The 24,142-nt window shown below is 65.8% G+C and carries 18 protein-coding genes and 2 pseudogenes; 9 read left to right on the top strand and 11 right to left on the bottom strand.

All coding sequences use genetic code 11. The features are described from left to right. Nucleotides 1-141 precede the first annotated feature (141 nt). Nucleotides 142-618: a Rid family hydrolase gene (locus tag DMX10_RS06240; protein ID WP_111260279.1), complete on the top strand. Its 477-nt coding sequence runs from the start codon at nucleotides 142-144 to the stop codon at nucleotides 616-618. Here the strand turns inward: DMX10_RS06240 and DMX10_RS06235 are convergent. Both DMX10_RS06235 and DMX10_RS06230 read right to left on the bottom strand, forming a co-directional pair. Continuing rightward, nucleotides 615-1,589, bottom strand: a complete 975-nt coding sequence (locus DMX10_RS06235) for a LysR family transcriptional regulator (RefSeq protein WP_111260278.1) — start codon at nucleotides 1,587-1,589, stop codon at nucleotides 615-617. The genes DMX10_RS06240 and DMX10_RS06235 overlap by 4 nt on opposite strands. 208 nt (nucleotides 1,590-1,797) lie before the next feature. Next, entirely contained in the window at nucleotides 1,798-2,583 is a 786-nt protein-coding gene (locus tag DMX10_RS06230; RefSeq protein ID WP_111260277.1) for an MBL fold metallo-hydrolase, read from the bottom strand. A gap of 90 nt (nucleotides 2,584-2,673) precedes the next feature. On the opposite strand from DMX10_RS06230, the gene DMX10_RS06225 reads away from it, so the two are divergent. Further along, nucleotides 2,674-3,639, top strand: a complete 966-nt coding sequence (locus DMX10_RS06225; protein WP_236208011.1) for a GlxA family transcriptional regulator — start codon at nucleotides 2,674-2,676, stop codon at nucleotides 3,637-3,639. A gap of 139 nt (nucleotides 3,640-3,778) precedes the next feature. Here DMX10_RS06225 and DMX10_RS06220 read toward each other — a convergent pair whose 3' ends face one another. After that, nucleotides 3,779-4,999, bottom strand: coding sequence for an HD-GYP domain-containing protein (locus DMX10_RS06220; RefSeq protein WP_111260276.1), 1,221 nt, complete (start codon nucleotides 4,997-4,999; stop codon nucleotides 3,779-3,781). Nucleotides 5,000-5,372: 373 nt separating this feature from the next. Here DMX10_RS06220 and DMX10_RS33545 point away from each other — a divergent pair. Together DMX10_RS33545 and DMX10_RS33540 are read left to right on the top strand one after the other, a co-directional pair. After that, nucleotides 5,373-6,212, top strand: a pseudogene (locus tag DMX10_RS33545) (PAS domain-containing protein); the annotation flags it as partial. 174 nt (nucleotides 6,213-6,386) lie between these two features. Continuing rightward, a pseudogene (locus tag DMX10_RS33540) lies at nucleotides 6,387-6,755 on the top strand (methyl-accepting chemotaxis protein); the annotation flags it as partial. An 89-nt stretch (nucleotides 6,756-6,844) separates the two neighbouring features. Here DMX10_RS33540 and DMX10_RS06210 read toward each other — a convergent pair. Beyond that, nucleotides 6,845-7,735: a LysR family transcriptional regulator gene (locus tag DMX10_RS06210; RefSeq protein WP_111260274.1), complete on the bottom strand. Its 891-nt coding sequence runs from the start codon at nucleotides 7,733-7,735 to the stop codon at nucleotides 6,845-6,847. Nucleotides 7,736-7,837: 102 nt separating this feature from the next. Between DMX10_RS06210 and DMX10_RS06205 the strand changes: the two genes are divergently transcribed. Continuing rightward, nucleotides 7,838-9,364 carry an NADH-quinone oxidoreductase subunit L gene (locus tag DMX10_RS06205; RefSeq protein ID WP_111260273.1) on the top strand — a complete coding sequence of 509 codons (1,527 nt, stop codon included), beginning with the start codon at nucleotides 7,838-7,840 and terminating at the stop codon, nucleotides 9,362-9,364. Beyond that, the gene (locus tag DMX10_RS06200) at nucleotides 9,361-11,808 is read left to right on the top strand and encodes a YbcC family protein (RefSeq protein ID WP_111260272.1); all 2,448 of its coding nucleotides are present in this window, start codon (nucleotides 9,361-9,363) and stop codon (nucleotides 11,806-11,808) included. The genes DMX10_RS06205 and DMX10_RS06200 overlap by 4 nt, the downstream gene beginning before the upstream one ends. Before the next feature lie 75 nt (nucleotides 11,809-11,883). On the opposite strand, the gene DMX10_RS06195 is transcribed toward DMX10_RS06200, so the two are convergent. Together DMX10_RS06195 and DMX10_RS06190 are read right to left on the bottom strand one after the other, a co-directional pair. Next, on the bottom strand, nucleotides 11,884-12,672 hold the full coding sequence (locus tag DMX10_RS06195) for an EAL domain-containing protein (protein WP_111260271.1): 789 nt from the start codon (nucleotides 12,670-12,672) through the stop codon (nucleotides 11,884-11,886). Nucleotides 12,673-12,995: 323 nt separating this feature from the next. Beyond that, nucleotides 12,996-14,435 carry an HD domain-containing phosphohydrolase gene (locus tag DMX10_RS06190; protein ID WP_111260270.1) on the bottom strand — a complete coding sequence of 480 codons (1,440 nt, stop codon included), beginning with the start codon at nucleotides 14,433-14,435 and terminating at the stop codon, nucleotides 12,996-12,998. Between the two features lie 86 nt (nucleotides 14,436-14,521). Between DMX10_RS06190 and DMX10_RS06185 the strand changes: the two genes are divergently transcribed. Further along, nucleotides 14,522-15,295, top strand: coding sequence for an alpha/beta hydrolase (locus DMX10_RS06185; protein WP_111260269.1), 774 nt, complete (start codon nucleotides 14,522-14,524; stop codon nucleotides 15,293-15,295). On the opposite strand, the gene DMX10_RS06180 is transcribed toward DMX10_RS06185, so the two are convergent. The 5 genes from DMX10_RS06180 to DMX10_RS06160 all read right to left on the bottom strand — a co-directional run bounded on the left by DMX10_RS06180 (nucleotide 15,264) and on the right by DMX10_RS06160 (nucleotide 21,741). After that, nucleotides 15,264-16,328 (bottom strand): hypothetical protein, encoded by a 1,065-nt coding sequence (locus tag DMX10_RS06180; RefSeq protein WP_111260268.1) that lies wholly within the window; start codon nucleotides 16,326-16,328, stop codon nucleotides 15,264-15,266. The two genes, DMX10_RS06185 and DMX10_RS06180, sit on opposite strands and share 32 nt — an antisense overlap. 305 nt (nucleotides 16,329-16,633) lie before the next feature. Then, entirely contained in the window at nucleotides 16,634-17,896 is a 1,263-nt protein-coding gene (locus DMX10_RS06175) for a cyanophycinase (RefSeq protein ID WP_111260267.1), read from the bottom strand. 305 nt (nucleotides 17,897-18,201) lie between these two features. Further along, on the bottom strand, nucleotides 18,202-19,497 hold the full coding sequence (locus DMX10_RS06170; RefSeq protein WP_111260266.1) for an OprD family porin: 1,296 nt from the start codon (nucleotides 19,495-19,497) through the stop codon (nucleotides 18,202-18,204). Between the two features lie 65 nt (nucleotides 19,498-19,562). Then, nucleotides 19,563-19,889, bottom strand: coding sequence for a hypothetical protein (locus tag DMX10_RS06165; RefSeq protein ID WP_111260265.1), 327 nt, complete (start codon nucleotides 19,887-19,889; stop codon nucleotides 19,563-19,565). 85 nt (nucleotides 19,890-19,974) lie between these two features. Next, a complete protein-coding gene (locus DMX10_RS06160; protein ID WP_236205543.1) occupies nucleotides 19,975-21,741 on the bottom strand; it encodes a cyanophycinase in 1,767 nt (588 codons plus the stop codon). A gap of 433 nt (nucleotides 21,742-22,174) precedes the next feature. Between DMX10_RS06160 and DMX10_RS06155 the strand changes: the two genes are divergently transcribed. After that, nucleotides 22,175-22,948 (top strand): ABC transporter substrate-binding protein, encoded by a 774-nt coding sequence (locus tag DMX10_RS06155; RefSeq protein WP_111260263.1) that lies wholly within the window; start codon nucleotides 22,175-22,177, stop codon nucleotides 22,946-22,948. A gap of 69 nt (nucleotides 22,949-23,017) precedes the next feature. Further along, nucleotides 23,018-24,130: a succinylglutamate desuccinylase/aspartoacylase family protein gene (locus DMX10_RS06150; protein ID WP_111260262.1), complete on the top strand. Its 1,113-nt coding sequence runs from the start codon at nucleotides 23,018-23,020 to the stop codon at nucleotides 24,128-24,130. The last annotated feature ends 12 nt before the right edge of the window (nucleotides 24,131-24,142 follow it).

The raw sequence follows: 24,142 nt of genomic DNA, 5'->3' as shown, positions 1-24,142 counted from the left end.
GACCGGCACTTCGTTTGTGCATTTTTGCGCTTACGATGGCGCAAAAATGCGCCGTCGAGCGCGCATCGGCGCTGCTAGCATCTGCCCTCCACCCACCGAACCGACGCGATCCAGGCGTCCGATCCGAGCAAGGAGAATGCAATGGCAGCTTCACGTCCCGATGGCCAGAAAACCGCGTACTGGGGTGTTCCCTGGGAAGAGGGATATGGCTACCCACAAGCGCGACAGGTGGGGAACGAGATCTATGTATCCGGCCAGTTCAACCACGATGAAGACGGCAACCTGGTTGCCCCCGCACCGCTGGATGGCAAGGGCAAGCCCCGTGATTTCTCCGCGATGGGAGAACAGATGCGCACCGCCTATGCCAACATCGCCAAGCTGCTCGCCCTCTATGGCGCCACGCTTGAGGACGTAGTCGAAGAGACGCTGTACGTACTGGACATGGACGCGGCATTCGCGGTGGTGGGCAGTGTTCGCAAGGCTGCCTATGGCACCGAACGCCCGCAGTGCGCGAGCAATATCATTGGCGTGTCCCGGTTGGCGCAGCGTCCGCAACTGGTCGAAATCGCTTGCAAGGCCGTCATCGGTGCGCGAGCCGAGCAAGCGGCCCGGAACTAATCGGCCGGGTGGGCGAGTTGCCCCTCGATGAGGGGCTTCTGGTTCGCCACTGCCGCGGCGCAGAACGTCATGAACGCCTTGACTCGCCAGGACTTCCGGATGTCCTGGTGAGTGAGCAGCCAGAGTTCATCATTGAGCTCGGACACCACGGGGCCGACGCGCCTCAACCCCGGGGTGATATCGCCCAGCATGCAGGGCAAGAACCCCAAGCCGAGCCCCGCCGCGATGGCTGCGCTCGCTGCAGCGACAGAGTCGGTGCGGTAGGAGATGCAGTGCGCATCCACTCGGTTATCGACGTAGCTGGTGGCTTTCAGGCCGCTAAGGCCACCGGAATACGACACCCACGACTGGCCTTCAGTGAAAAGCGCAGGAGCAGGCGCGCTTCTCAGGTTGCCGTACGGTGCCCAGGCGATCGTCGCGAGTTTGCGCCCCACCAGGCTTTCCGAGGGTTTCTTGGTCGCTCTAACCGCGATATCCGACTCGTCCCGGGCAAGGCTCAGCGCTTGGTTACCCACCAGGACCTCGATCGTTATCCCTTCGTTGACCGCCCTGAAGTCCGCGATGATCGGGGTGAGGAAGTACAGGAGCAACGAGTCGCTGGTGGTGATCCGCAGCTTGCCCAGCAGTCCGTGCTCCGCACGTGATATGCGCCGGGCGACGCTGACGATATCGAGCTCGACGCGTTCGGCCAGGGCTCGCAACTCGGCACCTTCGGTGGTGAGCATGTAACCCGAGCGGCGGTGATCGAACAGAGCGATCCCCAGTGCTTTCTCGAGCTGGGCCACTCGGCGTGAGACGGTGGATACGTTGATCCCGAGCTTCTTGGCGGTGAGGGCACGATTGCCGCATTCGCTGAGCGTCTTGATGATCCGAAGATCGTCCCACGAAAGCTGGTTCACAGCTTCGCTCAGGTCCCATTTGGCACTGCCCTGCGTACCCTGCCCCGATGAAACGCCTCTAGGTGATTTCACGCCAAACCTTCCAGATCTCGTGTGCGCGCATCATACGAAAAGGCCTTTGGGAGAACCATGGCGAGGCTGCGGCGGTGCCGTTGGCGGTCTAAGCACCCTCCTCCGCCCCTGGACCGTTGCATCGAGGTCGCCCTGTTCGGTTCACACCTTCGCGCTGAATTGCAGGCCTGCAAGAACCGCTTCCAGAGCCTCGACCAGAGCCGGACACTTAACCAGGTGCTCCGGGATGCAGGACCTGACCATCCACAGGTATCAACAGCCGATGGGCGACACCGGCATCGATCGCCGCACGCGTCAGCTCCCGGCGCGTAACAGGGCAATGGTTGATCGCTTCCAAATGGTTCGCGATGACAGTCCCCCTGCCTAGCCGCGTGAAGTCGAGTACATCGTCCAGCCCCATGATGATGTCGCCCCCCACGTCGAAGCGCGCCCCGCCGGCAGGCACCACGCTCACCTGCGGCTGATGCCGCTGCACGAAGTCACGCACGCCAGGGGTCAGAATCGTATCGCCTGCCAGGTACAGGCTGGGCTCGCCGGGCAGCTCAATCAGATAGCCGACTCCGTGCTCCATCAACCGTCCAACCAGGCCCTCGCCATGGGTGCAGCGCACCGTGCGGATCACGCCACCCAGGAAGGGCTTCGGCTCCTCATGGCCATCCGGCAGGGGCTGCACGTTCAAGCCCAGCCTCGCCAGGTAGGCCGCATCATGCGGTGTGCATATGACCGGGATCTGTCGCTCTCTCAACCAACGCGAGCCGGCCCTGTCCAGGTGATCGAAATGGCCTTTCTGGCAATGGGTGATCAGGCAATGAGTCACCGATTCCAGAACCTCCGAAGTCCCCTCTGGCAAATCGACAATCGGGTTCCTCTGCCGCCCCGCGAACACGCGCAGGGAAGGCAGCGCGCCCTTAGGTGCCAGCATGGGATCGACCAGGACACGGTGGTCGCCCAGTTCGAGAATGATCGTAGCGTTGCGGATCTGTCTGATGTTCATCACGAGCCCTCCTCAGGTGTGGGCTCATGGTGCCGGGCTCGTGCATCGCCCATAATGGCGGAACCTGACATAAAGGATTCATTATCCGCCATGACCACGTTGCGAATCGGCCTCCTGCTCTTCCCCGGCTGTATGCCCGCTGGGCTTCTGGCCTTCTCCGACATGCTGCACGCCGCCAACCGGAGGACCGGACACGCGCTGTTCGAAACGCACTTGGTTGCCGAGCAAAGCGGACCGATCGATTGCGCCCACGGCCTGCAGTTGACGGCCAGCTACGGCGTGGCAGAACTGGCACTGGACGCGGTCCTGATTCCGGGTTTCTGGGCGGAGTCGCCACAGCAGGTCGAATCCAGCCTGGAGGGCAACGCCTCGCTGCTGGCTGGCCTGGCGAGACTTGGCAAGCGGTGCCGTGTATGGAGCTACTGCACCGGAGTCTGCCTGGCGGCCGCCAGTGGACGCCTGGACGGGCAACCCGCCACGGCGACTTGGTGGCTGGCGGATGCGTTGCTGCAGCGCTACCCCAGGGTGCGGTGGCAGTACGAGCAGAACTGCGTCTTCACCGAACGCACGGGTACCGCCAGTGGCGTCAACGGCTACTTGCCCTTGGCCCAGGCGCTGATCGAGCGACATGTCAATGCAACGGCCTTCGAGGACCTCAATCGGCTGATGGTGCTGCCGCGTCCAACCCGATCTCACGATGCCTTCAAGGCCTTGAGCCTCATCGAACAACCCAGCCAGCTGCTGCGCAGGCTGCATGCCCTGGTGCAGGAGATGCCTGCCGAACGGATCACCGTCCAGGCCCTGGCGCATGAGTTGGGAATGAGCGAGCGGACCCTGGCGCGCAAGGTCAGGGATGAAACAGGCAGCGCAGTGGCCAGCTACGCCCGCCGCATCAAGTTGAGCCAGGTAAGCGAGCGCCTGACACTGACCTCTGCCCCACTCAAGACCATCAGTGGCGAACTCGGCTTCAGCAGCGATTCGAATCTTCGACGAATGTTCAAGGAGCTGACTGGCTTGACCCCGGCGCAATACCGGCAACGATTCGGCCGCGTCTAGCGCAGCCGGCGCCCAGGAGGCGCCCCCCTGTCCTCGGGGTGCTCGTGAGGGTTGCTGGTGCTCCGCATGGGTGACTCAATGGCTGCGGCCCAAGACCTCGGGCACGCTCCATGACCCGCCCCTGTGGCAGCTCAAGGCCTCAGAGATTCCCCGGAACCAGTAGCCCCTTGCGTCGATACGCCCCGATATCGATGCCGAAGGCCCCGCTGCTATGCACTTCCCGCACTCGACAGGCCCTGCCGACCGCGACATCGGCGAGGTCCAGTATTCTTTCCTTGCAGGGCTCTTTCTCAGCGTTGCGGACGATCAGAACCCTTGGCTTGAGCTTGTTGCCTGCGGCGCAGCCGATGATGATGCCAACCTCCCCGGTGCTTAGCTCGGCGATCTCGCCCGGGGGGTAGATGCCGACCATGCGTATGAAACACCCGACAATCGCCTCATCGAAGTGGCTGTTGGCCGCCTCGAGCAGGATGCGCAGTGTTTCCAGGCTGGATTTGCCCTTGCTGTAGACACGATCACTGTTGATGGCGTCGTAGCTGTCGGCCACCGCGACGATCTTGGCGAAGTAGGGAATCCTGGCGGCATCCAGTCCACGCGGGTAGCCTTTTCCGTCCATCCGCTCATGGTGCGAGTAGGCGACATCGACGGTCGCGGGGGTGATCTGCTGATTGCTCATCAGGAGCTTCCGTCCTTCGGACGCATGGCTCTGCATGATCCGCAGCTCTTCGGCGGTCAGCGCCCCGGGCTTGTTGAGTATTTCGTTCGGCACCTTCAACTTGCCCACGTCATGGAGCATGCCGCAAACACCGATCTGCTCGAGCTGGTAGGCCGGCATACCAAGTTCACGCCCCAATGCGATCGACAGGATGGAAACTCTCAGCGAATGCTCGGCCGTGTAATCGTCGCTGTTCTTGATACGCGCCAGCCACAGCATCGCTGCAGGATTTCGCAGAATACTTTCTACGCATTCCTTGATCACAGCCTTGACTGCGACGACATCCAGCTCCGCCCCCAGCTTCACTGCATTGAGGATACGTAACGACTCCTCGCGCGCCGCATCCCAAACGGGCGAGGCGCGCTCCAGTTCCTGGGAAAAGTCGACCTTGCCGATGGTGGGCGAGAGGGGAGCTGCAAGGTTCTCCGCGAGCTGCCCATGCACACCCAGCGAACGCCGGGCGTCGACCCAGACGTAATCGCAAACCTCCTGCAACAAGCGGATTTCCTGTTGCTGACGGATTCGAAACCCTTGAAATAGAAAATTGGTATCCGTCCAGGGGCGATCCAGCTCCGCCACATACATGCCGATAGTCAGCTGTGCGGCTTCGACTTTTATGCGGTCGTTCGTCGCGCTATCAGCCATGAGGGGCACTCCAAAGACTGCAATGAGCAATATCAATTAGCCATCAAACAAGCCGCTCAGAGCCAATGATTTTTGGCTATGGCGCGACTTCACCAGATAAGTGTCAGCGAGGGGCACGGGACTTCATCGAGCCCAAAAAAAGCCCGAGATCCGCGCAGAGGCACCGCAAAGAGTGGACGCAGGCGGCCAGCCAGGGCGGGCCATCCAACACCGGACGCGAACCAGCAGCGGACCATGGCCAACCTGGACGAGGTGAAACGACGGGTCGCTTCTGGGCCCCCTGCAGCCACTCACAGGTTCCCCCGGCACTCATCGGCCCCCGACTGCCCGGGCTGCCTCCACGGCGCGATTTTCATCACGGGCCTCACCCTTGATGGCCCTCGGACGATATCCTGCGAAGAATAGTCCTTCGCCCCTCAACCGTTGCATCGAGGTCACCATGTTCGGTTCACACCTTCGCGCTGAATTGCAGGCCTACAAGAATCGCTTCCAGAACATCGACCAGAAACTGGCGGCGATACGCAGCAGCATGGCGATGATCGACTTCACACCGGCCGGCGAGATCCTGGACGCGAACCAGGCGTTCCTGAACGTCGTGGGCTATCGCCTCGAAGAAGTGGTAGGCCAGCACCACCGGCTGTTTTGCCCTGCGAGCCTGGTGAACAGCCCGGAGTACCGCCAGTTCTGGAGCCGACTCGCGAAGGGCGAGAGCTTCAGCGACCGTTTCATGCGGCTGACCAAGGACGGCCGCGAGATCTGGCTCGAAGCCACCTACATGCCCGTCCACAACGGCGAGGGCCAGGTGGTGAGCGTCATCAAGGTCGCAGCCGACATCACCCGGCAGATCCAGGCGGAGAACAAGCAGATCAGCATGCTCACCGCCCTCGACCGCTCGATGGCCGTGATCGAGTTCAACCTGAACGGGGAAGTGCTGGAAGCAAACGAAAACTTCCTGGCCACCATGGGTTATCGGGCAGAAGAAATCCGTGGCAAGCACCACCGCATGTTTTGCGAGCCTGCCGAGGTCAACAGCGACGGCTATCGCCGTTTCTGGCAACGCTTGAATCAGGGCGAATACATCCACGAAGTCTTCAAGCGCGTGGCCAAAAATGGCCGCGTCGTATGGCTCAGAGCCACCTATAACCCGCTTTATGATGCGGCCGGCAAACTCTATGGAATCGTCAAGTTCGCCAGCGACATCACCGCGCAGGTCGAGCGCCGGAACGCCGAGTCGGCCGCAGCGCAACTGGCCTATGAGATCGCCCAGGAAACGGACGAGGGCTCGGTAAGGGGGGCTGCGACGGTGGATGAGACCATGCAGGTGGTTCGCGGGATATCCGAGGAACTGGACCAGGTCTCCGAGCAGATCAGCGCACTCAGCACCCAGTCGGAACGCATCGGCAGCATCGTCCAGGTCATCAGGGGCATCGCCGACCAGACCAACCTGCTCGCCCTCAATGCCGCGATCGAGGCGGCGAGAGCCGGTGAACTCGGCCGAGGTTTCGCGGTGGTGGCGGATGAGGTTCGCAACCTGGCATCGCGGACCAGCCAGGCGACCCTGGAAATCAACGAGGTGGTGCAGCTGAACCAGAACCTGACCCAGAGCGTCGTGACGAGCATGCAGGGCAGCCAGGAAAAAGTGAGGAAGGGTGTCGCCCTGGCAGGAGAGGCCGGAGAGGTCATGCTGGAGATCCGCGCAGAGGCGCAGCGGGTGGTGAGCGCGGTCGGCCAGCTACGGGAGACGGTTCAGAACTAGGCCTGGGACCCTGGCCCCCGCGCGGCAACGGCCCGCCTCCGGCCAGATGCGCCCCACACCGCCCCTGCCCGTGCACGCCGCCCGCGCCCTCATTTCACGTCGCGTGCCCTCGGCTCGCCGAACATCTCGTCGAGGATATTGAGGTTGAACTGGCGCTGCAGGGTGACGGCGTAGAAGCGTTCGGCGATGTCGGGGACTTCGGCGTACAGCTCCAGTGCGCCGCTGCGCAGCTCGTCCTGCACCACCACGGCGGGCAGCAACGCAATGTCGCCGGAATCCCGCGCCAGCAGGCGCAGCATGGCCATGTCGTCGACCTCCGCGCAGATGTCCGGCTGCACGCCGTGGCTGTTGCAGTAGACCTCGAACTGGCTGCGCACATCGCTGCTGCGGCCGGGCACGATCAGGCGGGCCTGCTGCAGGTCGCGGCGCAGGTCGAAGGGGTGGACATCCCCGCGCGGCGGGCCGATCAGGCACACGGCCTGGCGATCGAGCAGGCGGCACTGCCAGGTGCGCTGGCTATCGGCACTGACCGCCTTGTTGGTCAGCACCACATCCAGCTTGTGCAGGGCCAGGCGCTCCAGCAGCTCGTCCACGCTGCCCGACTCCAGCGTGATGCGCAGGCCTTCGCGGCCGAGGAAGGGGCGCAGCAGGTTTTCCTGGAAGTTCCGCGACAAGGTGGCGACAGCACCGATGCGCAACGTCTGGCTGGCCTGCCGGGTGTTCTGCAGGGTGGTCTGCAGCTCGCTGCCGAGGGCGAAGATGGTATCGGCGTAATCCAGCACCAACTGGCCCGCCTCGGTAAGCCTCAGGCTGCGGCCGGAACGGATGAACAGCACATGGCCGAGCTGGTCCTCCAGCACACGGATCTGCGTGGAGAGGGCCGATTGCGATACGTGCAGCGCGTCGGCGGCCCGGGTCAGGTTGCCTTCCTTGGCCACGGCCCAGAAGTAATGCAGGTGATGGAAATTCAGTCGGCGCATTTTCGTTCTTCCAAAGTGAACGATCAGTTCTTATCAATCTATTTTTAATAGTTCAAGCACTCTCCGACACTGGCGCCATCCAGTGTTTGCGGAGCGTGCACCATGCCCATCCTGTCTCTTTCCCTGGCCCAGCTGTTGCCCTGGGTCTACGCCCTGGCCCTGCTGCCGGCCGCCTGCATCGGCTCGCCACGCAGGGTCTGGTGGCCGGCCCGCGCGGCGGGCTACCTGGGGCTCACCCTGGTCGCTGGCGCCTGGCTGCAGGCCGCCCTGGACGGGCGAGACAACGACAGGCTGGGTCTTGCGATGGCCGGCCTGGTCGGCCTGCTGGCCATGGTGATCACCGACTATTCGCACCGCTACCTGGACGGCGAGCCGGGGCAACGCCGTTATGTGCTGGCCCTGCTCGGCACCCTGGCCGCCGTGGCGACGGTGGTGACCAGCACCGACCTGTTCCTGCTGGTCGGGGCCTGGATCCTGTCCAGCCTGTGCCTGCACCAGCTGCTCACCTTCTACCGCGACCGCCCGCAGGCCGTCGTGGTGGCTCACAAGAAGTTCCTGGCCAGCCGACTGGCCGATGCCTGCATGCTGCTGGCCACGGTGCTGCTGGTGCGCGCCAGTGGTGACAGCCAGATCGCCGCCATCCTGCAGATGGTCGACGCACGCCTGCAGGCCAGCGGCCAGCTCGGCTGGGATCTGCAACTTGCAGCCCTGCTGCTGGCCCTGGCGGTGATCCTCAAGTCCGCCCAGTTGCCGGTCCACGGCTGGCTGATCCAGGTGATGGAGGCGCCGACACCGGTCTCGGCGCTGCTGCATGCCGGGCTGGTCAACCTGGGCGGGTTCCTGTTGCTGCGCTTCGCCCCGCTGCTGTCCGCAGCCACTCCGGCGCAAAGCCTCCTGGTGCTGGTCGGCGGCCTCACCGCGGTGATCGCCGCCCTGGTGATGATGACCCGCATCAGCATCAAGGTCCGCCTGGCCTGGTCGACCTGTGCGCAGATGGGGCTGATGCTCCTGGAGTGCGGCCTTGGGCTGTACGAGCTGGCCCTGGTGCACCTGCTGGCCCACTCGCTGTACAAGGCCCACGCCTTCCTGGCGGCCGGCGAGACCGTCGCCCAGGCCCGCCACCATGCCCTGCATCCGCAGACGCCCGCGCCCGGGTTGGCCCGGCTGGTGCTCGCCCTGTTGCTGGCGGGCGCGGCGCTGGCCCTGCTGCACGTGCTCTGGACGTGGGCGCTGCCTGGCCACGCGCTGCCGCTGGTGGCCCTCGCGCTCCTGGCAATCGGCCTGGCGCCCTGGTGCCTGCGCCGAGGCCAGCTGCCCTATGGACTGGCCATGTTCACCCTGCTGCTGGGCGCCTACCTGCTGTGGCACCAGGCAGCTGGATGGATCCTCCAGCAGCCCCTCGCCGAAGCGCCGCTGCCGCTGAGCTGGCTGGCCGTGCTGCTGTTCCTCGGCCTCTATCTGCTGCAGGCCGTGATTCTCGCCCACCCCCAGGGCGCCGTGGCGCAACGCCTCTACCCCCTGGCCTTCGCCGGCTTCTACCTGGACGAGCATTTCACCCGCCTGACCTTCCGCCTGTGGCCCGTACGCCCGCCGCAGCACCTTCCCTCACCTTATGGAGAACGCCCATGACCGCGCTCGAACCCATCGCCGGCCTCGAACCGGACGCCCTGCACGAGGTCGCTCGCCAGGCCTGCGCCCGGATCGCACCCACCTGGCCGCTGGATCGGATGATCGCGGTCAGCCCGCTGTGGGAGCGTCGGGACCAGGACTGGCCGACCGTCGCCAGGCAGCTCTGGCAGCGCGCCGGCATCCGCTTGACCCTCAGCGCTGCCGACTATCGCCAGGCGTGGCGGGACGGTGGTATCGCCACGCGCCATCTGCACCTGGCACTGGCCGAGCACGGTGCGGCGGGAACGGCCGCACAGCTGCTGCAGGCACTGGACGCCGCCGAGGAGACCGATCGGGGATTGCCGCTTCTGGAAGACCTGACCGAGCCGGGCATCCCCCTGCCGGGCTGGCCTGTGCTGATCACCCAGCAGATCGGTCAATGCTGCGCCGCCTGGTTCGACCACGAGCAGGCGGACTGGCGCCCGGGCGAGGGAACCGGGCTCTACCAGGCCTGGCGCACCAGCATGCTGGCAGACAGGGGCTTGAGCGTGCTCAGCGCGTGCCGCGACCTGCACCAGCGCATCGTCGAGCTGCCGGAACACCCCCGGGCGGCCCTGGAGACGGCAGTGCGGCGGCTCGGCTTGACGCCGGGCGACTGGGCACCCTGGTTCGACTGCCTGCTGCTGCGCTCCCTGGGATGGGCGTCCTGGTGCGCCTACCGGCGCTGGCAGGCCCATCTGCAAGGCGAAGACGACCAGACGATGCTCGAGCTGCTCGCCATCCGGGCGGCCTGGGAGTCGCTGGTGGATGACCGTCGGCGTGACGGCGACAGTCGCTGGCAGCGCTGGCGTTCGGCCTGGCAGGAGCACCTGCTGCAGCCGCCTTCGGCCACCTGGCAGGCCCTGCAGGTATGGCAGCGGGCCGACGAACTGGCGTGGCAGGAGCGACTGCAGCAGGCGCTGTGCCGGGACACGCCCGCCGAACGGCCGCAGCTGCCGGTGGCCAAGCTGTTCTTCTGCATCGACGTGCGCTCCGAACCGCTGCGGCGCGCGCTCGAACACGCCTGTCCGGAGCTGGAAACCGGCGGCTTCGCCGGTTTCTTCGGCCTGCCGATCGCCTACACCCCGCTGGGCACCCATGCCACGCGCCCGCAGCTGCCGGGCCTGCTCGCCCCACAACTGCAGGCCAGCGACGGCAGTGGCGACGCCATCCGCGATCGGCAACTGGCGCAGGAGCGCCGGGGCCGCCTGGCGCGCCAGGGGAGCTGGCGCCTGTTCGAGCGGCTGCCGGCGTCTACCTTCACCCTGGTCGAGAGCCTGGGCCTGGGCTACGCCGGAGCGCTGCTGGGGCGGACCTACGGCCTGGCCGGCGGCGCAGCCCAGCCGGAGCTCAGCGCCTGGCGCCGCGTCGAATGGCAATGCCTGGAGCCCCGCCTGCTGGACGTGACGCTGCAACAGAAGGTGGAGCTGGCCGAGCGCATCCTCAAGGCCCTGGGCCTCGCGGGGCCGGTGCCGCCGCTACTGGTGCTGCTCGGCCACGGCAGCCAGAGTGCCAACAACCCCCAGGCCGCCGGGCTCGACTGCGGCGCATGCTGTGGCCAGAGCGGCGAGATCAACGCGCGCCTGCTGGCCACGCTGCTCAACGACACCGAGGTCCGGACGGGCCTGCGCGAGCGCGGGCTCGACCTGCCGGCGCACTGCCATGTCCTGGCCGGCCTGCACAACACCACGACCGATGAGGTGCAGGTCTTCGGCCTCGAGACGCTTGCGCCGGCGCTGCAGCCCAGCTGGCTGCGCCTGCGCGCGGCGCTGGACAGCGCCACCACGGAAGTACGCCGGCAACGGGCCATGAAACTGGGGCTGGCCCCGTTGCGCGAGCAGCCTGGCAAGCTGCTCGGACGGCTGCGCCGGCGCGCCCGCGACTGGGCGCAGACCCGCCCCGAGTGGGGCCTGGCCGGCAATGCCGCGTTCATCGCCGCGCCCCGTTCGCGCACCCGTGGCGTGGACCTGCAGGGCCGCGCCTTCCTCCATGACTATGACTGGCGGCAGGACGGGGACGGCAGGATGCTGGAGCTGATCATGACCGCGCCCATGGTGGTGGCGCACTGGATCAACCTGCAGTACTTCACCTCGACCACCGACAACCTGCGCTTCGGCAGCGGCAACAAGCTGCTGCACAACGTGGTCGGCGGGCATATCGGCGTGTTCGAGGGCAACGGCGGCGACCTGCGCATCGGCCTGGCCCGGCAGTCGCTGCACGACGGCCGGCAATGGATGCATCGTCCGCTGCGCCTGCACGTGGTGATCGAGGCGCCGCAGGGCATGATCGACCGGGTCATCGCCACGCAGGCGGTGGTGCGCGACCTGGTGCAGCACGGCTGGCTGCACCTGCTGCGCATCGACGGCGAGCCCGCGTGCCTGGAGCGGCGCACGTCCGAAGGCTGGCAGGCGCTACCGACGGCCTGAGCGACCCGCCAACCCCGGCGCAGCGCCCGACGCAGGAGCCGCCCGCATCGTCAGGCGGCTGCTGTGGCGATCGATCTAGTTCCCGGCCTGCAGCGGAAGGACAGCCTCGGGCAGTCGTGCGATTTCGGGCCGGGCGAAGAGGTAGCCCTGCATGAGCTCTATGCCCAGAGCGAGCAGCGCATCGCTCTCCTCGCGCGTTTCGATGCCCTCGGCCACGACCACTATGTCCAGGCGTTTGGCGACCAGCACGATGCCTTCGACTATCGCGGCCCTCACCGGGTCCCGATCGATATTCCGGGTGAGCGCCATATCGATCTTCAGCACCTGCGGCTGGAACATCGCCAGCAGGTTCAACCCCGAGTAACCCGAGCCGAAATCGTCGATGGATGTGGTGAAGCCGCGGCGCTCGTATTCCTCGAAAATCGCCTTCAGATGCAGGGGGTCGTCGACACGCTCACCCTCGGTCACTTCGAACATCAGCCTCTCTGGCGGGAACTCGAACAGCCTGGCGGCCTCCAGGGTGGCTCGGATGCAGGTCTCGGCCCTGTACACGGCATTTGGCAGGAAATTGATGCTGAGCTTGCAGTCCGCAATGCCCAGCAGCCCCAGCGCCGTGGCCTTCTCGATGGCCTTGACCCGGCAGGCCTGGTCGAAGCGGTAGCGGTTGGCATCATCGACGCGACTCAGGATGCTTGCCGCGGACTCGCCGTTCACGCCGCGAACCAGGGCTTCATAAGCGAAGGCCTTGCGGGTTCTGACGTTGACTATCGGCTGGAAGGCCATCGTGAAATCGAACCCCAGCCCTTCCAGGTTGCGGCACTCCGCACAGCCGACCGATTCGAATCGCGCGAAATCCTGCGGCATGGTGGAACCTCCATTCTTAGCGAGCGCCAGGTGCAAACGTGATGCCTGGGCAGATTGACAAGGCCGCATAGACGTTAGCAGCACGCCCGCTACGTATTGTGAAAACTCGACAGCGTCCTGCCTCGGGGCACGGATCGCAGCCCGCTTCGGTATATCGGCACTCAGGAACGAGGGCCCATTATTTCACCCTCTCCAGGCGCCCGCATCTGGGATTGCACGAGCTTGCGCTGAGCCATTCCCGCCCCGGCCAACCGGCGCAGGCCGCAGGCGCGCCTAGTGCCTTCATCGCCCTGCCCGCGCGGGCGTCCGGCTCACGGCGGCCTTCAGGCGATCAACCCCAGCGTCAGCCCTTTCAGCGTCGCCGCCGCCCGGGTGGAGCATCCCAGCTTGCGGAAGATGCTTTCCATGTGCGTGCGCACGGTACTCGGGCTGATCGCCAGGTTGCGCGCCACCTCCTTGTTGCTGGCGCCCTGGCTGATCTCGAGAAGAATCCGGCATTCACGCGGAGTCAGCAGTGCGCCTCTAGGCTGGGTGAAGGTGCGTTCGCCACGGGCGGCGGCGATCACGGCATCGCAGACTTCCTCATCGAACAGGCCACGGCGGGCATCCTGCTTGAGCAGCCTGGCGGCATCGGCCTCGCCGTGCGCGGCGCGCCAGGGCCTGGTACCGCGCAATGCCACCCACGCGACGGCAGTGGCCAGCAGGCGGTTCTCGACGCACAGCGCTTCCGCCCGTGCCCCCCGGTAGTAGCCGCTGCCGTCGAGACGTTCGTAGGCATGGGCAGCGATCTCGCCCGGCGTGTTCAGTTCGCGGATGGACCGGGTCGCCTTTTGCGTCCAGTACGGCACCAGGTGCACACGCTCGGCAGCGCCGTAAGGCAACGGCCCGGTGGTATTCCAGATGTGGTTGGAAACGGCCGCCCGGCCCAGGCCATGGATAAGCGCGGCCCTGCCGATTTCCGCCCGCGCGGGCTCGGCCACCCCCCACAAGCGGGCGGCCTCCGTGGCGACATGCGCCACCTGCCGCGAATGCCCTGCCAGCCACGGCAGCTTGAGATCGATCACGTCGCCCACCAGGCTCAGGCACACGGGGCGTTCGCTGTCGGCATCACCCGGCTCATCGGTCGCGCCGTCCAGCCCGGCCAACCACTGCCCGGCATCTTTCACCAGCAGGCTTGCGAGGTCGGCCGGGTAACGTCGGTCCGCCTGCTCGCCGATCCACGTCAGCGCCGCCTCCACGCCGTGGGCGCGGCTGAGAATATCCAGGTCCCCGGCAAGCACCACCAGGTAGGCCGCCTCCGGGATGTGTTCATGGGTCAGCCCCATCGGCCTGCCGCTGCCATCGAAGGTTTCGAAGACCCGGCTCAGCGCGGTCTGCACGGCGGCGCCCAGCTCCAGCGTTCTGGCGATTTCGCTGGCCACTTCGCAATGCACCACGGCGAGCGGTGCCGCCTTGTGCACGGCGTTCATGTCGTCGGCGTTGAGCGTGCCGTCCAGCATCGCGCGGCGGCCGTCCACATCGTCACCCAGAAGGTGGGCAAACCCGTCGGCGTTGGCCGTGCAGCCCGACCAGCGCAGCAAGGCCACCTGCTCGACCACCTTCACCTGCCCGGGGTCGGCCCGCCTCGCCTGCGCCAGCTGCCCGGCCAGTCGCGCCACGCGCAGGGAGTGCCCCAGCGGCTGGCCCATGCTGAGGTCACCGACCTGGGCGATGGCCGCCAGTGCTGCGTTCAGGGAAACCTCGTATCGCGGCGCGCTATCCATGAAAACTCCCCGGCTCGGATAAATGACCGATATCGGCCTTGCAGGCCCATCAGCAAACTGAAGCTCCCTACACAGGAGCCACCCCAATGAAAACAATCAACACTCGCATCGCCACCCTCGCCCTCGCCCTGGCCACCACCCTGGGTGCGAGCATCAGCCACGCCGAGAGTACCCCGCCTTCGGTGGTGATCGTACACGGCGCCTTCGCCGACGGTTCGGACTGGGCCAAGGTGGTTCCGCTGCTACAGGCCAAGGGCATCGCGGTGACCGTCGTGCAGAACCCCCTCACCTCCCTGGCCGATGACGTCGCCGCCACTCGACGCGCACTGCGCAACCAGCCGGGCAAGGTGGTGCTGGTCGGCCACTCGTGGGGCGGTACCGTGATCAGCGAAGCGGGTGACCAGAACAATGTCGGCGCACTGGTATACGTGGCCGCGTTCGCACCCGAGGCCGGGCAGATCAGCGGTGAACAGGGCAAGGGCGCGCCGACACCGCCCGGCATCAGCCAGATCAAGCCCGATGCCAACGGCTTTCTCTACCTGACGCCGGAGGGCATGGCCAAGGACTTCGCCCAGGACCTGCCGGCTGAGCAGACGGCCGTGATGACCGCGACACAAGGGCCGATTCGCGCTTCCGCATTCGAGGAAAAGACCACGGTCGCGGCCTGGAAGACCAAGCCCTCCTGGTACGTACTGGCCAGCGAAGACCGCATGATCCACCCCGATGTACAGCGCTCGTCCGCCAAGCGCATCGGCGCCCGGCTGACCGAGCTGCACAGCAGCCATGTGCCGCAACAGTCGCAACCGGCCGATGTCGCCGCGGTCATTCTCAAGGCGGTGGACAGCGTCGCCGGCCAGTGATCGGCGCAGCTAGAACCTGGGCGCCCATACGGGCGAAGGGGGCTATCGGGCTGCGGGAACGCAGCCCGGTTGCCCGACCCGTATGCCTGGACACGGGGCCACCCACTAGAATTCGGCGATGTAGAACGGCGCCTCCCCCATGTACGTTCAGGTCGATGCGCCCCCGCTCATTCCTGGCTTGGCGCCACATCGTGCCGAGCGGCTCGAGCAATGGCCCGGCGTCCAGCAGCTGCCGAATCTCGGCACAGTAGGCAGCACGCTCGGCGTCGACGCCTGACTCCGGGTACCGCGCCACCAGAACCAGGAAGCAGTTCAAGTAGAACTGAATCGACTCCTGCTCCCGGATTTCGCCCATATGGGCTTCGTCCATGCTCATGAACCAGCGCGAACCCATGTAGTTGTAAAGGCTGTAGGTGTTGCTAGGCAGGGTGCCATCCAGCCATTTGCAACGGTCGTAGTAATAGATATGGCCGAAGTGGAAGCGAGGATCGAATAGTTTCTTGCCATCGTATTGCAGGTGTTCAGTGCCGGGTGTTTGCCCACTGAGGAAGTGATAGAGCTTCTTCTCAAGGCCGCCCATGAACCCCAGCGGCGGAACGACATCGGAACCGGCAAAGGGCTCGCTACCGTCGAAGTGGCTGGCCCCGGCCTTCTGGACCAGGATCTGATACGAGTCGGCAAGACTCCTCGCGATGACATGCCCGCCCAGATTGCCCCTGCTGGCTTCAGCCCAGGACTCGCCATCACCGGTCGGCTCGATGCTCACGTCGGTTCTCCAGGCTCTGGGGCCCGCGAGAAAGCGCTCGGTAATCCTCAACCATCCTTCAAGGCTTTGATCCTGAGCCAGCCAAAGACGGTAGACCAGGGGCATCGGATCCTCTTCATAGGGGCGCATGACCGGCTCTTTGCCCTTCATGAAATAGGCTTCGAAGGTTTTCAGAGGAACTCGGCACTGGGCGTACTGCAGGCGAAATTTTATGTCGGCCCAGGCGGCCTTGCGCTCTTCGAGTTGTTGGCGTTTCAGATCGTCCATGAAGGGTCCTTCGGGATTCGGTGGGATGAGCGGCGCGACGTAGTGTGGTGGGGCGCTTGATGCAAAGCAACCGGCGCCAGCGTCTACGCGAAATGGAATTTCCGAAGGGCAGTCGCTGCGAAGCTTTTCAGGGGCACCTCCTTGCCAAACCCATGCCCTTCACAACACTCGAAGCGTCCTCGGCTCTTTCTGCAACGCATCCCTGAACGGCGTTCCCGAGGCAGTGGAACCTCTTCGCGCTGTCGTAATCGAGCAGCCGAACAGGCATTGCACGAGAGCCCCTGGGCGGCTCTCGTGCCGGAGGATCAGTTGGGAAGCATGTCCACCAGGAGGCGCAGGTAGGACGTCATGGTCTGGCCACCCAGGGTGCCCTTGTAGCCCTGGCTGTCGAACTGGGTGCTCTTGACCAGGTTGACGCGGTAGCGTGGGTTGGTTTCATAGGTGCGCCCCAGCGTGCTGGTCGAACGGCTGTTGAAGAGATCGGCACTGACGGTGACGAACTCGCGCGGCTTGCGCCGGCCGTTGGCGCCACTGTTGTTGGGGCTGCTGAAGATGTCGCCGGTGGCCGTCATCGCGCTGCTGTACTGCTCGCGGCCGCGCAGGCTGGTCTTGCCGCTGGCGATCACGTACTGGCCGGTCTGCGGGCGGTACTTGTCGCCGCTGGTCAGGTAGCTGGCCAGCACATCGTACAGGGCCCAGCTGCTGCCACCGCCGAGTTCGGCATTGCGCAGGTCGAAGACGAATACGCCCCCGGTGCCGATGACCTCCATCTCCACCTGGCCGAGGCTGGCGTTGTTCTGCACCAGCAGGCCGGTGTTCTCGTCGACGCCGAAGGCGAAGGGGACGCCGGTGTAGTCGGCCAGGCGCACGATGCGGCCCTGGCGGCCGCGCTCGCTGAAGTGGGTATCGAGCAGGCCGTAGTCGAAGAAGCCGAAGCCGCCGTCCGGGTCATAGGAGAGGTCATCGCCGGACGGGGTCGTGTAGGGGCCGTAGCGCAGCGCTTCATAGCTCTCCCCGCCCGTGACCATCGGGCCGTCGACCATGATCGCCGTGCCGGCACTGGTGCCGGCCAGCACGGCACCGGCGGCATACCGGCTGCGGATGGCCGCCAGCGCCGGCGAATCGCCGCGACTGGCCGTCTGCAGGGTCTGGACCAGGCGCGACTGGTCGCCACCGCCGAAGAAGAAGCCGGTCATGCCGTTGATCTGGCTGATCACGGTCGGGTTGGCATTGTTGGCGATAGTGTCCAGGTCGATGGGTATCCACTCCGCCTTCACGGCGCCATAGCTCTTCAGCAGATTGGCGTAGTAGAGGCCGTTCGCCTTGGCGTTGGCGGCATTCGCCGTCCCGGCATCCGGGTCCTGGCTTTCCGGGATGGAGGCGGCGGTGATGACGCCGATCCTGGCCTGGCCGCTGCCGCCGGCCAGCTGGATGAAGCGTTGGTAGATGGCGCTGTTGTCGTCCTTGAGGCCCCCGCCGACCAGCAGCAGCGCGCCGGCCGCATGACCCAGCCCTGGAACCAGCGCGACCAGCAGGACGACGTGGCGACACAATTTACTCAGTCTCATCTTCAGTTCTCCGTGGCTGCAGTCAGCTGCAGCGTCGTTGTGGATGTTGTGCAACGGGTACTGCGAAAACGGCGGATCGATGGGCGCAGAAGCCTGGGAAGCGCGGGTGCCCGGAGCCGCATGCGGGCCCGACCGCAGGCAGGGCATTCCCATGAGCGACGCCCGTGGAAAAAAAGGCGCCGGGCAGGCGCCCCAAGGCCAAAGGAGCAATCGAGCGGACCTTGCAATCGAAGCGGCCGGCATCCGTGCCCGAGGGACGGCGGCCGGCGCCCTGGAAACGGCCCGCGAGCGCGCGGGCCACAGCGTCAGAGGATGCTCAGCGGGTAGTCGACGATCACGCGGAACTCATGCAGATCCCCCTCGCCCTGGTCCTCGTTGGCGTAGTGGAAGGCCTGGCGCAGGCGCACCGAGAGATCCTTGGCCGGCCCGTCCTGGACGACGTACTTGATGTCGATGTCGGTCTCGCTGTGTTCGCCGTCCTCGCCGTAGAAGCCGGCGTAGCCGCCGTTCGCATCCGCATCGGTGCCGTCGATGTCGGTGCCCTTGACGTAGGTGACCTTGGTGGTCAGGCCCGGCACGCCGAGGCCGGCCCAGTCGTAGCCGTAGCCGATGCGCCAGGACCGCTCGTTGGGCGCGTTGAAATCGGAGAACTGCATGGAGTTGGAGAGGAAGATCGAATCGCCTCCCACATAGTCGAACGGGGTGTCGCCGTCGACGCGCTGGTAGGCCAGCAGGATGGAGTGCGAACCCAGCGCGTAGGTGGCCGCCAGGCTGTACGTGGTGTTGCTGATGTCGCCCTGCAGGGCATCGCCCGTATCGCCGGTGCGGTACAGGTTGAAATCGACGTTCAGGCTCTGCCCTTCGCTGATGCCCAGGGTGTAGTTGAGGTTGCCGTAGTACTGGTTCCAGGTGTCTTCGAAGCGCGAGGCATACAACGCCACGGACAGGTCATCGCTGACGGCGTAGGAGCCGCCGGCGAAGTCGATGGTCTTGCCGACCTCACCACTGCCGTAGTTGAGGTACAGCTCTTCGTCGCTGTTGGTCGAGTTGCGGTTGTTGTAGGCGGTGAAGTGACCGGCCTCCAGGGCCAGGCCCTCGATCTCGCCGCTGGCGATATGGAAACCCGTCGCGGTTTCCGGCAGCAGGCGGCTGTGCGCCGTGGCGAACACCGGCGCCTCGGTGCGCATCTCGCCGTACTTGAGGGTCGTCTTCGAGATCCGCAGCTTCGCCGCCCCGCCGGCCTCGCCGTACTCATCCTGCGCGCGCCCCTCGTCGCTGATCGGCAGCAGGCCCGTGCCGGCCCGACCACGGCCGCTGTCGAGCTTGATCCCCAGGTAGCCATAGGCATCGACCCCGAAGCCGACGGGCCCCTGGGTGAAGCCCGAGGCGAACTCGGCCATCACGCCATGGGCCCACTCCTCGCGGTAGCTCTGGCTACCGGGCTGGTTCTTGAAATCGCGGTTGAAGTAGTAGTTGCGATTGAGCAGCTTCAGCGCGCTGTCGTCGACGAAGCCCTTGGACTCGGCCTGGCCGGCAACGGCCAGCTGACTCCCGGCCGCAGCGACCGCCAGTGCGAGACAACTCAGTTTCACGAGGTTCATGCCTTACTCCGTTCTTGGTGTTGTTGTGGTGGCTGGGCCCTCGGGCCCTTTCTGGTTTTGCCCGGTCAGGCGAAGAGCTCCGCCGTCAGCACGTCCGGGCGCCGGCCCTGGCTGATCACCGCCTCCAGGCACAGGGTCGACTCGCCATCGGGCCAGCAGACGAAGTAACCCGCGGCCTTCCTCGGGCTCTTCAGCCTGAATTTCCACTCGCGTTCGGAGAGCTCGCCGACATCCCGCAGGCGTTGCTGCAGCTCGATCACCGCGAAGAAACCGTCACGGGTCTCGACACGCTCCAGCACGCGGGCCCCGGCGTCGTGGAGGACCTGGCCGGCGATCTCGTGGTCGTGCAGCAGCTTGTCCAGGGCGAACAGCTCCAGGTTGTTCAATTGCATCGGTGCCTCTCGTTTGGGATTTCACGGGCAAAGGCTGTCCGTCCGCCCCGTCACGACGGGGCGAAGCAGGTTTGGGAACAGGGGGTCAGGAAGGTTTGGCGAGCCCTATCAGGCGGGCCAGGGTGCGGGCAGCCTCTTCGCGGCTGACCGTCGCCTGCGGGCGGAACCGACCGGACTCGGCAGCCATCCAGCCCTCGCCCACCAGCAGTTCGGCAGCCTCGGCGACGGCAGGATCGACTCCGCCCAGGTCCGTCAGCGGCGAGCGGCTTTGCAGGCGCGTCCCGGCGAAGCCCTCGACCAGCGCCTTGCAGGCCAGGGCCCATTCCGCGCGGGTCACCTCGCGTTCGCCATCGAAGCGTTCCCCGGCCGGCAACCAGCCGTTGGACACCACGACCTCGATCTGCTCGCGAAGCGGATGGTTGCGCTTGACGTCACTGAGCGTCGGCAACCGGTCCGGGACGGGTTCGGCGGCCAGCGTCATCTGCAAGGCGTTGGCCAGCTCGAAGCGGGTCAGTGCACGCTTGGGTTCGAAGTGGTTCGTCGCATCGCTGGTCATCAGGCCACGGAAGCTCACCGCGCGAACCGCATCCGGCCAACGGCTGCTGACGGCGTCCTGCGGGCCGCTGCGCGCCGGGTCGCCGAGGAAGGCATCCACCGGGGCGATGTCCAGGCGCACGTTCTGCACCGTGTAGCGGGTCAGCGAATCCTGGAAGCCGCTGTGGGCCAGGAAGCCCGGAGCCTCGCTGAACTCGAAGCGATAGCCGTAGTGGTAGCCGTTGGCCGGGTTGTAGCGGGTCATCAACCCCACCTGGCGGGTGGCGGTGTTGTCGGCCAGGCCGTAGAGCACCGCTCGCGACATGGCGGAAACCGCGGAAAGGTCCGTGATCAGTTGGTTGCCCACCAGGTATTCGTTGCCCGCCACTATGGCTTCCTGGCCCTCGGCCGGTTGCACCTTGCCGGTCGCCAGGTCGTAGCGGTCGCCGTTGCCGAGCATGGCCAGCCGTACGTTCTGCAAGCGCGTGCCGTACAGGCCGAACTCCTTGCGCGCCTGGCTGGCGTCCATCACCGTGAGGTAGCCCTCGCCCAGCACCTGCAACTCGCCGCCGGGCTGCACCCAGATGGCGGTATTGGTATCCAGGCCGAATCCCCTGGCCGGCTGCTGGCCGACCAGGTAGCTGGCCATGCGCGCGGCGCGCCCGGTGCTGGTCTCTTCGATGCGGTCGAAGTGCTGGTCGATGATGCCGGCCTTGAACAGCCCTGCCCCCTTGAGCAGCGCGGTGCCGCGCTGGTCGGCCCTGGCTGCCACGCCGAAATCCAGCGTGTCCATGACCACGCCGTAGGCGGTCGGCATGGTGCTGCCGAGAATGCTCGCCCCGGCACTGGTGCCGGCCACCACGCCGCCCTTGTCGAACACGCCACGCACCGCCTTGAGCGTCAGCGACTCGCTGCCATCGGCGTTGTACAGCGCACGGGCGATACGCGCCTGATCACCACCGACGAACCAGACGGCGCTGGCTTCGCCCAGGGGCTCGAGCACCGCCGGGTCGTTCATGGTCCTCTGGTAGTTCTGCTTGTCGATACCCACGATGGTGATGCGTTCGGCCGGTACCCCGAGCGCCTGCAGCTCGGCCTGGAAGCGTTTGCTGGAGCCCAGGCTGCCGCTGGCCGTGGGCATGATCGCTATGCGTGCCCGCTCGACACCGCCGGCCAGCTCGATGAGCTTCTGGTAAACCGCGGTGTTGCTGGCACGCAACATGCCGCCTACCGCCAGCAGGTGGCCTTCGGCTCGGCTCGGCGCGCAATGGCCGGCGAGGATCAGGGCGGCAAGCAGCACGCCCGGCTTGGTCAGCATTCTCATTTCTTGTTGCTCTTCTGAGGATAGGTGCGGACCTTTCGAATGAATCAAAGAAATTCACCGAAAGCAATTTGTGAAATTTTTTATATCAACAAAAAGTCAACCACAACCCCTCTCATCGCCCTCGAATCCGTCCAGACGGCCAGCTTTTAAAACAGAAATCCCATTGGAAAGCGCCTTCCAGGGAAGATGCGCGGGATGAAATTATTTTTTCAGCAAAAACACGCATTGACACGAATAATTCTTCTAATTAGCTTTGCTGACACAAAACGCGTCACTCATCGCAAGCACCACGCAACGAGCCAGGCCACCTCGCCGAGGGGCGCCGGGGCCCGCCCCAGCCAGGGCCGGGCTCCGGCGTTCGTCGCACCGCGAAGCCTCAATCCCGCCGCACCGGCGGGACCCAACCATCCGCAACTGGAGTCATAAGATGAACAAGATCGCTCTGCTCGGCGCCCTGGCGCTCTCCGCCTGCGCATCCCTGGCACACGCCCAGGACACCCTGCGCATCGGTATCGAGGCTGCCTACCCGCCCTTCGCCTTCAAGACACCGGACGGCCAGATCAGCGGATTCGACTACGACATCGGCAATGCCCTGTGTGCCGAAATGCAGGTCAAGTGCGAGTGGGTCGAGCAGGCCTTCGACGGCCTCATCCCTTCGCTCAAGGTGCGCAAGGTCGACGCCGTGCTGTCCTCCATGTCGATCACCCCGGATCGCCTGAAGGCCGTGGACTTCACCAAGAAGTACTACCACACCCCCGGCAAGCTGGTGATGAAGGCCGGCACCGAGGTCAAGGACCCGCTGGTGGACCTCAAGGGCAAGCGGGTCGGCGTGCAGCGCGCGTCGACCTACGATCGCTACGCGAGCGACAAATTCGCGGACGCGGGCATCGAAGTGGTGCGCTACGGCTCGCAGAACGAAGCCTTCCTCGACCTGGCCTCCGGCCGCATCGATGCCTCCCTGGCCGACGTGGTGAACATCGGCGAGGGCTTCCTCAAGACGCCGGAAGGCAAGGATTTCGCCCTGGTCGGCCCCGACTTCAACGACCCCAAGTACTTCGGCAACGGAGCCGGCATCGCCGTGCGCAAGGGCGATAAGGCCACGGCCGAGAAGTTCAGCAACGCCATCGCCGCCCTCCGCGAGAACGGCAAGTACAAGGAGGTTCAGGACAAGTACTTCGCCTACGACATCTACGGCCAGTAAGAGCCTGCTCCGCAGGGGTGTCCGGCACGACCGGGTGCCCCTTTTTTCTGCCCAGACATCAGGTTTCCCATGCATCGGATCGAGCATTCACTTCCCTGGAGCACACCCGGAACGGAGCGCCGCCTGACCCTCTTCGCGTTCGGCCAGGGCCCGCGCAAGGCTTACATCCAGGCGGCGCTGCACGCCGACGAACTGCCCGGCATGCGGGTCGCGGCGGAGCTGCGCGGGCGCCTTGCCGAGCTCGAGGAGGCCGGGCGACTGCTGGGCCGCGTGGAACTGGTCCCCGTGGCCAACCCCATCGGGCTGGCCCAGGTCATACAGGGCACCCACCAGGGGCGCTTCGACTTCGCCAGCGGGCGCAACTTCAACCGCGACTTCCCCGACCTGGCTTCGCTCGTCATCCCCACCCTCGAGCGGCACCTCGGCCAGGACGCCGACCACAACGCCCGGCTGCTGCGTGAAGCCATGGCCGATGCGCTCGGGCAGCTCCCGCCGCCCGCGTCCCCCCTGGAGGGCTTGCAACGCCTGCTGCTGCGCCACGCCTGCACGGCCGACCTGGTGCTCGACCTGCACTGCGACTTCGAGTCGGTGCTGTTGCTGTACGCCCTGCCTCAGGTGTGGCCTGCGCTGCGCGGCCTGGCGGCGCACCTGCGCGCCCGGGTCGCCCTGCTGGCAGAAGACTCCGGCGGCTTCTCGTTCGACGAAGCCTGCGCCGGCCCCTGGCTGAAACTGGCGGCCGCCTTTCCCGGACACCCGATTCCCCAGGCGTGCGTGGCCGCGACACTGGAGCTGGGCGGCATGGCCGATACCGAGCCTGATCGCGCCAGGCACAGCGCCGAGGCCATCCTGGCCTTCCTGGCCCGGGAGGGCTTCATCGACGGCGAATGGCCCGAGGAGCCCGAGCAGGACTGCCTCGCCCTGCCCTTCGCCGGCGCCGAATATGCCTATGCCCCGCACACCGGCGTCGTCAGCTACCTGCAGCCGCTGGGAGCACGGGTTTGCCCGGGTGACCCGCTGTTCGAAGTCATCGACCCCCTTTCCGGCCAGCGAAGCGTGGTACGGGCGAGCACCACCGGCATCCTCTATGCGCGGGAACGCCTGCGCTTCGCCCAGCCCGGGCTCTGGCTGGCCAAGGTGGCCGGCGCCTCCCCCATCCGCAGCGGCCGCCTGCTGAGCGACTAGGGCTGCCTGGGA

Origin of the sequence: Pseudomonas sp. 57B-090624, from assembly GCF_003234055.1 — a bacterium.
GTDB lineage: Bacteria > Pseudomonadota > Gammaproteobacteria > Pseudomonadales > Pseudomonadaceae > Metapseudomonas > Metapseudomonas tohonis.
This window is presented reverse-complemented; position numbering and strand designations above follow the sequence as displayed.